Origin of the sequence: Pseudanabaena sp. SR411 (genome assembly GCF_002251945.1) — a bacterium.
Lineage (GTDB): Bacteria > Cyanobacteriota > Cyanobacteriia > Pseudanabaenales > Pseudanabaenaceae > Pseudanabaena.
In genome coordinates this window covers 1-10,873 of the sequence record NZ_NDHW01000244.1, presented here as the reverse complement: position 1 = coordinate 10,873, position 10,873 = coordinate 1, and the positions used below count along the sequence as shown (strand labels likewise).

At 42.5% G+C, this 10,873-nt stretch carries 9 protein-coding genes, 3 tRNA genes and 1 pseudogene; 4 read left to right on the top strand and 9 right to left on the bottom strand.

The features are described from left to right. Positions 1-118: 118 nt before the first annotated feature. From B9G53_RS29205 to B9G53_RS25015, 4 genes and pseudogenes are all read right to left on the bottom strand, one after another. Positions 119-262, bottom strand: a pseudogene (locus B9G53_RS29205) (type II toxin-antitoxin system RelE/ParE family toxin); the annotation flags it as partial. A gap of 188 nt (positions 263-450) precedes the next feature. Beyond that, positions 451-1,038: a hypothetical protein gene (locus B9G53_RS25025; protein WP_094536145.1), complete on the bottom strand. Its 588-nt coding sequence runs from the start codon at positions 1,036-1,038 to the stop codon at positions 451-453. Positions 1,039-1,427: 389 nt separating this feature from the next. Then, positions 1,428-1,664 (bottom strand): hypothetical protein, encoded by a 237-nt coding sequence (locus B9G53_RS25020; RefSeq protein WP_094536144.1) that lies wholly within the window; start codon positions 1,662-1,664, stop codon positions 1,428-1,430. Then, entirely contained in the window at positions 1,651-1,926 is a 276-nt protein-coding gene (locus tag B9G53_RS25015) for a hypothetical protein (RefSeq protein ID WP_094536143.1), read from the bottom strand. The genes B9G53_RS25020 and B9G53_RS25015 overlap by 14 nt, the downstream gene beginning before the upstream one ends. A 227-nt stretch (positions 1,927-2,153) precedes the next feature. Between B9G53_RS25015 and B9G53_RS25010 the strand changes: the two genes are divergently transcribed. Continuing rightward, positions 2,154-3,530 carry an NAD(P)/FAD-dependent oxidoreductase gene (locus B9G53_RS25010; RefSeq protein ID WP_094536142.1) on the top strand — a complete coding sequence of 459 codons (1,377 nt, stop codon included), beginning with the start codon at positions 2,154-2,156 and terminating at the stop codon, positions 3,528-3,530. A 198-nt stretch (positions 3,531-3,728) separates the two neighbouring features. Here the strand turns inward: B9G53_RS25010 and B9G53_RS25005 are convergent, their stop codons facing one another. From B9G53_RS25005 to B9G53_RS27745, 4 genes are all read right to left on the bottom strand, one after another. Next, the gene (locus B9G53_RS25005; protein ID WP_094536141.1) at positions 3,729-5,333 is read right to left on the bottom strand and encodes a TROVE domain-containing protein; all 1,605 of its coding nucleotides are present in this window, start codon (positions 5,331-5,333) and stop codon (positions 3,729-3,731) included. A 65-nt stretch (positions 5,334-5,398) separates the two neighbouring features. Further along, positions 5,399-5,536: transfer RNA gene (locus B9G53_RS27755), tRNA-OTHER, on the bottom strand. A 50-nt stretch (positions 5,537-5,586) separates the two neighbouring features. Next, a tRNA-OTHER gene (locus tag B9G53_RS27750) sits at positions 5,587-5,709 on the bottom strand. A 350-nt stretch (positions 5,710-6,059) separates the two neighbouring features. Next, positions 6,060-6,183 (bottom strand) — tRNA-OTHER (locus B9G53_RS27745). A 599-nt stretch (positions 6,184-6,782) separates the two neighbouring features. Here B9G53_RS27745 and B9G53_RS25000 point away from each other — a divergent pair. After that, entirely contained in the window at positions 6,783-7,991 is a 1,209-nt protein-coding gene (locus B9G53_RS25000) for an MFS transporter (RefSeq protein ID WP_094536140.1), read from the top strand. Positions 7,992-8,148: 157 nt separating this feature from the next. On the opposite strand, the gene B9G53_RS24995 is transcribed toward B9G53_RS25000, so the two are convergent. After that, a complete protein-coding gene (locus B9G53_RS24995) occupies positions 8,149-9,108 on the bottom strand; it encodes an asparaginase (protein WP_094536139.1) in 960 nt (319 codons plus the stop codon). A 279-nt stretch (positions 9,109-9,387) separates the two neighbouring features. On the opposite strand from B9G53_RS24995, the gene B9G53_RS27740 reads away from it, so the two are divergent. Together B9G53_RS27740 and B9G53_RS24990 are read left to right on the top strand one after the other, a co-directional pair. After that, entirely contained in the window at positions 9,388-9,603 is a 216-nt protein-coding gene (locus B9G53_RS27740; RefSeq protein WP_176453351.1) for a hypothetical protein, read from the top strand. After that, a complete protein-coding gene (locus B9G53_RS24990; RefSeq protein WP_094536138.1) occupies positions 9,555-10,757 on the top strand; it encodes a hypothetical protein in 1,203 nt (400 codons plus the stop codon). Before B9G53_RS27740 ends, B9G53_RS24990 begins: the two co-directional genes overlap by 49 nt. Positions 10,758-10,873 lie beyond the last annotated feature (116 nt).

Here is a 10,873-nt window from a genome sequence, read left to right as displayed (position 1 = left end):
GTTTAGACGGAAGGGCTTGCACCTTCATCGTCTGGACAGTTAAGCTAGTCTTGGGAGACTTGGCTCTGATGGTTATGTACGGACTGATTACCGTGATTCACCATCAAACGAATCGCACTACTCCTTTCCCTACTGGTTTTACGTCGCCTGAATTACCCATCGATAAGCGACGAATGCGAATGTTGATCCGTGCTTGGGCTTGGCTATCGCGCAAGGACTTGAACCATTTAGAGTAGATCTCAGTTTGGCGGATTTCAATCATGATTCAAGTGTATCCCATGAGATACGAAATGGGTAGCGATCGCACTACAAGATCGGCGATCGCACTCAAGAAAATTGAAACCCATAACCAACCTCGTAGCGTGAATTAGCGGAGCATTACGCACAAATATTTGTCATTAAAAAGTGCGTTAATGAAATGTAACGCACCCTACGAGAGCTGCGATCACACTAATTTCGAGATTTAAGAGTTGGGTTCAAAAGTTTAACCTTTAATTTTGAAAATTCAGACATAATGTAAAAATGTTCACCTTGTTTTTCAACAATCATTTCATCAATAATCGCTAAAGAACGGTGTCTTTTGTCCTCATCAGAAGTTGACAAGTTAACTACCTCTCTCAATCCCATAGTGATCCTTTCCCTAGATGCATTAGTTGTAGGACGATAGCCATTAAGAATGACAGCATTATATTGTTCTTGACCAAGGACATAAAGAGTTATTGCACGGACAAAAGAACCAACTATAGGATCGCTATCAAAACTGTTTAGTGCTGCTGTTTTCGCTCGAAGCTCGGAAGATAGTAAACTATCCCTTCTAATCCTTTCAAACACAGGATGACTCAAATCCATTAAATAATCTATAGACTGAATCAATTCACGATACAGATTAAAACTTTCTACATAACCTTGATGCAACTCTTCAAAGCTAGACATTATTGGAGTTATAAAATCTGAGTAAATCTCTTGATTTTGCTCCTTGCGATGATTGATCAATTGCAAACAACGGTCGATCAACTTATCCACAATTTCTATAATCATTTTTTCTCACTTTTAGTCAATTAATTTACTTACTAATGATCAGATGAATGGCAAGTACTTTCACTCTTACTGTATCAACATTTCAGAGCTTCTCCTGTCCAAAAACAACAAATCAGATCAAATTTCATCAGTATTGATGCCAATCAATCAAAGATATGCAGCCAGTTTTTCTTTTTTCTGACGCTCCTGTTATGAAACTAATTTTTCTTGCTCAGCGATCGCCTTTTTGATTATTCAGAGATATCACCAAAGCGATTATGATACTTTTGTAATAACGCCTCAGCCTCAAGTCTAGCCTGACGATCTAGATTTACACGTTCTTGAGCTTTGGCAAACGGTATTGAGAAGGTACATTAACCATAGTTTTTTGTACTTGTACGTTGCAAATCTCAGTCTAATTGATAAGCCGTAACGATTCTATCATTCGCAGGATTATAGACAGCCATCACACTATTATGTTTTTTATGAGAAAAAAGATACTTCAAACAATTATGTTTACCTGAAGGCATAGTTGCACTCATACTGTAGCCAGCACTCTCAAGAAGAGCAAAAAATTCTTGTTTAGGTAAAGACTTAACCGTAAAAGGAGGTAAGCCAATAATTGCAGGATGTTCATTTAACGGCACGAGTCTCAAAACCTTCCGCTACATTATTTACCTTCTGTTCGATGCGCTTAAACTTATCAAACGGAGTATGCCACGAAAAATAATTGGGAAGCACAAACCCAAACCCAATAAAAGTAGGAACCACAAAAGGATAGTAAAAAGGCTCATCATCCACCTCAGTACCACCGAACTGAACCACAAAATTTCCGCACCAAAAATATACCCCAACCATTTGGATATCTAAGCTATAAGTTAGCGATCGCAGTTTATCCGATACATTCATAACAAGTATTTAGGGTTACTAATCTAAACATTAGCATTTTGGATCTCGCAGCGATCTCATATAGCAACAAATTGGTTTGATGGAATATTCGTCTTGCAGCTTACGATTGCAACATATGCCAAATGTTCCAGAACAAAAAGACACAAAAAGATATTTTTATTTACATATATAATAACTTTTAAAAGATGCCACCAGCAAAATCATCACACCCAACTTAAAAACTTGCCATGTCTCTAAGTACTCAAAATGAAAGCGCACCCCATCATGTTGTTATTATTGGCGGTGGCTTTGGGGGACTATATGCCGCCCAAAAGCTAGGCAAATCAAAGGTTCCCGTTAAAGTAACCCTCATCGACAAACGTAACTTTCACCTCTTCCAGCCGCTACTTTACCAAGTCGCCACAGGCAGCCTCTCCCCCGCCGATATCGCCTCACCATTGCGGGCAGTCCTCGCCGAAAACAAAAATACCAGCGTCGTCATGGGCGAAGTGCTAGATATTGATCCCCAAGCGCAGGTAGTTAAATTAAAAAATCACTTAGACATAAGCTATGACTCGCTGATCGTGGCGACAGGAGTTAGTCACCATTACTTTGGTAACGATCAATGGTCAGAACAAGCCCCTGGATTAAAAACCATTGAAGATGCGATTAACATGCGTCGCCGCATCCTGAGTGCCTTTGAGGCAGCCGAAAAGACCCATGATCCCAAGTTTAAAGAAGCATTGATGAACTTCGTGGTCATCGGTGGAGGCCCAACAGGCGTAGAACTCGCAGGAACCTTAGCCGAGCTTGCCCATCGCACCCTCAGCGATGAATTTACGAATATTGATACTAAGAAAGCGCGAATCATCTTGATAGAAGGAACCGATCGCGTATTGCCTCCCTACCATGCGGAACTCTCTGAGGCGGCGAAGCAATCCCTACTGAAGTTAGGCGTGGAAGTCAAAACTAGTGCAATGGTGACAAATATTGAAGATCATGTCGTTACTTTCAAATGTAGCGAGCAAGTTGAGCAAATCCAAGCTCAAACAATTCTCTGGGCGGCAGGTGTGAAGGCTTCACCGATGGGTAAAGTATTAGGCGATCGCCTGAATGCGGAACTAGATCGCGTTGGTCGTGTGGTTGTACAGCCTGATATGTCGATCGCTAATTATCCTAATGTCTATGTCATTGGTGACTTAGCGAACTATCCACACCAAGGCGATCGACCACTTCCGGGGGTTGCGCCTGTGGCGATGCAGCAGGGTGAATATGTCGCGCATCATATCGAAGCGAAGGTTCAGCAAAAGGAACCCTCAAAATTCAAGTATTGGGATTTTGGTAGCCTAGCTGTAATCGGTCGCCATGAAGCGGTTGTGGACTTTAAGTTTATCCGTCTGAAGGGTTGGTTAGCGTGGTTTATTTGGACATTTGTGCATGTTTATTATCTGATTGAATTTGATAATAAACTTCTTGTAATGGTTCAATGGGGATGGAACTATTTCACTCATCGACGTGGCGCGAGAATTATTACTGGTAGATACTTGCAGGTATTAGAGGAAATGGAAGGAATCCGTGCAGGTGGGCTTTCTCTAGAAACAAGGGAACCAGCCGAGGTTGCCTAATTGATGTTACACGCAACGTAGATTAGGGATTTCTTGTTACTAGCCGAGAAGGGCAACCACGGGGGGATTGCCCCTACCTAAGAAATTTAGATTTAATTATGCTGATGTAGGGGCTGCGCCCCCGTGCCAGCCCTAGCCTCCAAACATCGCAGGAATTCCCAAATACAAAAAAAGGAGTCGCAAAGCGACTCCTTTTTTTTAGACTTCACCCATTGCTACCATTTGGATCGCACGGGGCATAGATGGATCGAACCCTCCCATATCCCAAGAATTAGGGTCTTTAGGATCGACTAACGAGAGCTTGTAGGGAGCCAAGGTCACATAGATTGCCTTTGCATTAGCATTCACCTTGCGGCGATATTCAGCCAAGGCTTCACTTGGATGACGACGACCTGCCCAAGATTCCGAATCAGTCCAGAAGCAGAACACATCCGCATAGAACTTATTCTTGATCGCCCAATCGTAAGCCACCGATGCATCTGTACCACCGAAGTTTTGGCTCGATGCCTTTTGCATTGCCGATGTGAAGGAATCCTTTTTAGTGATTCCCAAATCGCGGAAGTCGGTTGCAAACCCACGGATCGCATAGTTGGTTTCTGCCTTCACCGTCGCCAAAGCCATCGTTGCCGCAATTTCGCAGCAGGTCAAGCCAATCGAACTTACGGTGTAGTAAGCCATCGAACCCGACACATCGATCGCATGGAGGAAAGTCGCACCCGTAGGCGCGATCGCATCGAAGGACATTTCTAGAGCAGTTTCCAGAATATCGACAATGCGAGGAATTGGTTGCCAAGTCTTTTGGCTACGTCCGAGCGCACCACCAGACTGATAGGTCTTGAGAGCTTTCAAAACATCAATGGGGTGAATGCGTCCCTTCTTCAAGCGATCGCGATTGTTCAATACATTGGCAACACGCTTCAAGTTATCCTTGTTTTTCGCTGTCAAGACACCAAGTTCGGTCAAAGAACCAAGGTTCCGCAACAATGCACCGATGGGCATTTCGTTAAAGAGTAACTGCCATGCGCGCACATCCATCTGTCCGATGGGAGCCGCCATTTCATGGGTGAGTTTACCCTTCGCGATCGCTTCATGGGTCTTGTCAGGGTGACGCTTTAGCCATTCATACCACCAGATTTGCGCTAGCGCATCCGATGGGATTTTTGAAGGAAGTTCATCCCAACCCTTGACCACCCATTGATAGAGCGCTTGTTGATCGTCGGTTTCAGGCTTAACGTGAAACAAACGCAATGCATCACGGTGCGAGAAGCCTTGCCGTTGTTGGTACTTCAGCAATTGATAGGCAAGCGCCTTGGTGTCGGGATTGGAGAGCCATGCCTTACCGCTTTCACGAATGACTTTACCGAAGCCACGCATGGACTTGGTGTAGTTCATCCATTCATAGAAATGGCTACCAGTACGGACAACTTGGGGAGAGATTTCCATGAAGTTCCGCTTCGCCGCTTGGCTGTCGCCCATCGATAGCAAGACTAATGCCAGAATGGGAGCGCTGTTATTCATCGCACGACCATCGCTAGCATAGAGAATTTCGCTCTTCACGCGATCGGCATCTTCGGCGACACATTTCTGTACCGTATCGATGAAATCGGCGGACAATTCGTGTTTGCCAGCGTAGTAGGTGCTTTGAGCCGTACCAATCAACAAGCAACGACGCAACATGCGCCAGATACCCGCATCAAAGGCAAAGCCACCCGATCGCCCTTGGATCATTTCGGCTTCACGACCTGCGATCGCTTGAGTTTGAGGTGTGCCTTTGGGTTTCTGAAATAAAAATTTATAAGACATGACATTCTCCGTCCCGTAAGGGAAAGTTAAAGAGAACTTCCTTCGCCTCGACCAAAGAGAAGGAATCGGCAGGGTAGGACTCGAACCTACAGGATCTTGCGATCGATTGAACCTAGATAACCCTCTACAGTTCGGTCTTTGCAGACAAGGGTTCCCATAAAGGCTTTAAATCAACTGCGTCTACCAATTTTCGCCACCTGCCGAGAATTTGAACAACTAAAAGCTAATTGCTAACAGCTAAAAACTTTTAGAGGGGGTGGAATGGGACTCGAACCCACATCTCGCGACATAAAGGGGGGAATCGTTAAAAGCGATAACCTTAAAGTCTGCGTCCCTTGCGGGCAAAAGTGCGTTCTACCAGTTGAACTATCCACCCCAAGATTGGGGGTAGAGCTAAAGAAGTAGCGATTTTGAGTAATGAAGTGCCACACTACGCGCAACACTTCATTAATTCTTTAGGACTACCGATTTGGAATTTTGATTTTTTGCTTTGTTAAGGAAAGATGGCAACCAGCAGGCAAAACTTCTAGTTTAGGAAGGGATTTTGGGAATTGAACCCAATCACCTCATGGAGGTGATGCAACCAAAGCGATAACCCTCGCCAATTCGTCCCTTGAATTAACGTATGGTGCTTCGCACCACACATTTTTATCTTGGGCAAAGAGAAGTTTCGATTGAGATCGCATAACTATCTCTCCAAAACATTACTCAAAATCAAACTCCCAATTGACGGAGAGGGACTCGAACCCTCGACACTTGGCGTTTCAGGCGATAACCCTAAATCTGCGACCTTTGCAGGTAAGTGACGAAAAAGGATGTTTTCAATGCTCTACCACTGAGCTACCCGTCAATGTTTAGCGAATTTCAATTTTGCCGTAGGCAAAATTGAAATTCTGAATAAGAGTTTCAATTTGTGAATAGATGCCACCTGCGAGCAAGTAGCACCCATCTGGAGCAATAACCCTGAATGCTTCAGCCTATATAGACAAGTCATTGCATAAAGGAATTCAGCAGTTCGCGAGGCTGCATCTCCTTTCTCAATTGACACACAATTACTTGAGTAGTAATTGCAATGGCAATCAGGTGAGGCGTTCTACGCGCTTGAACTATGTCGCACTACATTTATACTACACGTACTACAAGAATGCAATAGCGATCGCAAATTTATTTAGTTTTTATACCAATTCATAAAATTCTTGTCACACTTTTGTGAATTGAAAACCAAACCCAATAAGGATTTTAAAACATAATAAGGGTTTTAAAACACAAAATGGCTTAGCCATTTTGTATTTCGGTATGTGTTTCGTTCACAAACCAAAGAAATTTTTGAAAGCGTTGCAAAGCAACGCTTTCAAAAATTTCTTTGTGGTTTGTTTACTCGGTAATTGCTACAAAAGTCTGTGGTAGCACTGTAGTATGGACAAGGACTATATGCGATCGCCTAAGCGAATGAATCGTAAATTTTGGATTATTGCTCTCATTTCTTTTATTAACTCTCTGAGTTTTACGATTCTGATCCCTGTTTTGTATCTCTATGGCAGACAGTTTAAATTAGATGATTTTCAGACCAGTTTGCTATTTGCGATTTATGCGATCGCCCAATTTTTTGCTACACCAATTATCGGTAAACTATCAGACCGATTTGGTCGTAAGCCTCTATTAATACTAAGTTTAGCGGGGACGGTGATTGCCAATCTGATGGCAGGGACAGCAGGAAGTGCCGCAGTCCTATTCTTGGCGAGATTTCTTGACGGAATCACAGGTGGTAATGCTTCAGTTGCCCAAGCTGTTATTTCCGATGTTACTAATCCTGAAGACCGCGCTAAAGCCTTTGGAATTAATGGAGCTGCCTTTGGGTTAGGGTTTATTCTGGGGCCAGCAATCAGTTTACTTGCTCAAAAAGCAGCCCTAAATACACCTTTGGGCAAGTCCTTTGGTGCTTCTTTTTTAGTTGCGGGAACGATTGCTGCGATCGCCTTAGTCCTCACAATTTTCCTTCTACCAGAAACTCTCAAAACTAAAGCTCAGAAGGCTCAAAATATCTTTGACATTGGTTTGGAGAAACTGATTACAGGATTGTTTATGCCGAAAATCGGTATTTTATTGATTATCAATTTCCTCACGGGAATGACGTTCACTCTATTTACGTTTGCATTCCAACCCTATTTTTTGCAGGTTCTCAAACAGAATAGCGATGCACTTACCCTAATGTTTGTTTTATTTGGAGTATTAGGTGTAGTGATGCAGACTCTAGGTATTGCTCAAATGACCAAACATCTGCAACTAGTCCAAATTCTCTTTTTAGGATTATTTATCCGTAGTCTGTCTTTCGTTTTAATGCCTATTTGGGAGAATGCATATTATTTTGTTGCGGTTTGCGTTCTCTTTTCGCTACTGAACTCAGTTGTGCAGCCAATGATTAGTGCGCTAATTTCTCTGAATACTAGTCCTGAGCAACAGGGTACAATTTTAGGGCTAAACTCCTCCTATCTCAGTGTATCCAACGCTTTTGGCCCCGTAATCGCAGGATTAGTTGTTAATCAAAATAATCCTAGTTCCTATGGTTACCCACTTTATTTAGCGGGAATATGTACGTTTTTAGTGCTAATTTTTGCATTTATGAAACGTAAAAGCTATGCAGTGAGAGTACTCCAGTAATACAACGCCGTGCATTTTCTTGAAATTTATAGCTGTCGTCACTTGCATTTCAAACCCCAAGAAGCGAGTTGCGGCGCAACTCGTCTTCTAGATTTATGTCCTAACAAGACTGGCGACAGCTATATCTCTAATAAAGCGTCCCTAAGGGACGCTTTATTTATGCTAGTGACAACTCACCAACTGCTTCTAGACGGCTATATTTACCAACGAAAAGAAACGATTCTTCGAGACTTTGAGCAACTGTCGGATTAATCCATCCTAATTGCTTTAACAAATGGATAGAAACCGCATTTTTTGCTCTTTTAGAACCATCCATCACCTTGATCGCTAACCCCAATCCTTCGCCAATTCTTCCAATACATTGCACTCCTTCTGCACCAGACTTGCTGACAACTTCACCATTACTGAGGCGCATTAGCTCTGTATCAAATTGTCCATTTCCAGACACCATATCAGGGTGTCTAGTCATCGCGCGGGTAATACGTTCTAGATGCAATTGATCATGAGCCGATAGTAAAGCGTAAAGTCGCGCTAATTGACCAATCTCTAATAAATAGGTAGGAACACCACAATCATCATGGGCGCAGATAAATTCGGCAGCAGGCATATGTAAAAGATCTGCCATTGTATTGAGCGCAAGTTGCTGTACAGGATGATGGCGATCCATATACGAGGAAATCTGCCACCCTTGTTGTTTGCAGATAGCAATCATGCCCGCGTGCTTACCAGAACAATTATGCTGAAGTGGACTTTTTTGACATTCTGGGACTGGGCATTGTAAAGCGCTTGGCTCTACATCGCATCGCCAAAGAATGCTAAAAACTTGTCGGGCTTGTGCGATCGTCCCTTGATGCGAACCGCAAATAATGGCAAGATCGGTTTCTGAAAGGTTAAACCGATCCTGTGCGCCAGTGATCGAGACGGGTAGCGCTTGAATAGGTTTGAGGCTAGAACGGGCAAAGGTAGTTGTCTGGGGATCACCTGCTGCTGAGAGGATTCGACCTCTAGTATCAACTACAGCAGCTTGGCAAGAGTGAATTGACTCGACAATGCCCTCACGTAGCAATTGGACGGTAATTTTGTTAGCGGAGAAACGATTACGCTTGCCAAGGTTCATATATTAATGCTTTAGGATCGCCATTAACATCTTACGGTAATTCAAAAGCCAAAAACTAGAGACTACGCTTAGCGTAGTCTCTAGTTTTTGGCTTTTTTGTTGAGAGTATTGTCTGGCAACATGCTCAACAAAAAATATTGGGGTCGCTAGTGGTTATACATCGTAAGATTTTTCCATGTCATGGTTAAACACTAATATTCGCATAGAGATCATATTGACAAAATTAGGCTTAATATTCTAAATTAAAAACCATTAATAGATAAATAAAAGCCAAAAAACATGGAATTATTGGGATTAAATAGTGATTTGTCTGTGGGATCTGCTCAATCATTGCTTTTATCGACAGCATCCTTACAAGTTAATATCACCCCAAATTTCTATGGATTATCAGCCCAATCTAATTCTCATAGCCAGATAGCGTCCATTCAATTTGATGCAACTACAGGTTGGCGATCGCAGGCAACTCTGATAACAACATCGTCAAACAAACGATAACTGGTAATGGCTATTACCAGTTTGATATTGATGGAACCATATTTTCAAGCGATCGTAATTCAGCCTCATTTTGGCAAAGTCTAGATGGAGCAACCAGTACAAGTGTAGTTGGGATTAACTTTGATGGTGGACTGGGCGAAGACACCATCATCGTTGGAAGCCAAGAATATAATCAGGGGTTTGGTGTTATTTCTGATGATACGATTCAAATCCAAGGTGAATTCTATAGCGAATCAGTATTCTTCAAAGGCAAAGATATTATCAACCAAGGCTCAATTATTGCCAGTAATGTTACGGCTGAATTTAGTAATAGTTATACTGATGATGCCGAAGCTAAAATTACAGCCATCAATGGCGGGAGCATTTTGTTAAATGGCGGTAAAACTAGCGATCTACAGGCAACAGGTCAGTTTTTAGCTACAGGCGTTACGGGTGGGAAGATTGATTTTAGAGGGAAAACAGTAAGCTTGAGAGGAGCAAATCTCGATGCTTCGGGGGAAAATGGTGGCGGCACGGTTCTGATTGGTGGAGACTATCAAGGTGTTGATCTTACCAGCTTAGGAACTCTATCAAATGCTCAATCTACTTTTGTTGATAAATATTCCAATATTAATGCCAATGCGCTTACCAGTGAAGATGGTGGCAAAGTTATTATTTGGTCAGATGGAGATACTGACTTTCGCGGTAATATCAATGTGCGTGGTGGAATAGAAACTGGAGATGGTGGCTTTGTTGAGATTTCTGGGAAACAGAACTTGAATTTTGTCGGCAAGGTGGATGTTGATGCTACTAATGGCAAGCAAGGGAGCATATTGTTTGACCCAGAGGATATTATTATCAATGCTGATGATGGCAATGACGAAACTTTTGATGTTTCTAATATCAATAAGCTAAAAGGCAATATAACTCTGTCGGCAACCAATAACATCACATTAAATACAAATGCTTACTTCGTTCCTTCTAGAGGAACATTAACTCTCCAAGCTGATTCGGATCTTAATGGAGCGGGTTCTGTCAGTTTGTTGGGATATTTATGGGCAGGGCTTCGTAATATTAATATTTCTGGAGCATCGATTACTGCAAATAATGGGGGGTCTATTTCTACAGATGCTACTGTAGGTGATTCTGGCAACATTACTCCCTTCCCGCTGTAAGGCATGGTAAAATATGAAATAAAAAGACAGTAAAAAAATGAACCAAAACGAAGCGCTTCTGAACAAGCCGTTAGATCTCAAAGATTGGCAGAAGCAGTTCAATCGACATCAACAAG

Excerpts from the sequence above, each read along its gene's own strand:
- B9G53_RS25025 (WP_094536145.1), bottom strand. The coding sequence starts at position 1,038 with ATGATTATAGAAATTGTGGATAAGTTGATCGACCGTTGTTTGCAATTG.
- B9G53_RS25015 (WP_094536143.1), bottom strand. The coding sequence starts at position 1,926 with ATGAATGTATCGGATAAACTGCGATCGCTAACTTATAGCTTAGATATC.
- B9G53_RS25010 (WP_094536142.1), top strand. The coding sequence starts at position 2,154 with ATGTCTCTAAGTACTCAAAATGAAAGCGCACCCCATCATGTTGTTATT.
- B9G53_RS25005 (WP_094536141.1), bottom strand. The coding sequence starts at position 5,333 with ATGTCTTATAAATTTTTATTTCAGAAACCCAAAGGCACACCTCAAACT.
- B9G53_RS25000 (WP_094536140.1), top strand. The coding sequence starts at position 6,783 with ATGAATCGTAAATTTTGGATTATTGCTCTCATTTCTTTTATTAACTCT.
- B9G53_RS24995 (WP_094536139.1), bottom strand. The coding sequence starts at position 9,108 with ATGAACCTTGGCAAGCGTAATCGTTTCTCCGCTAACAAAATTACCGTC.
- B9G53_RS27740 (WP_176453351.1), top strand. The coding sequence starts at position 9,388 with ATGGAATTATTGGGATTAAATAGTGATTTGTCTGTGGGATCTGCTCAA.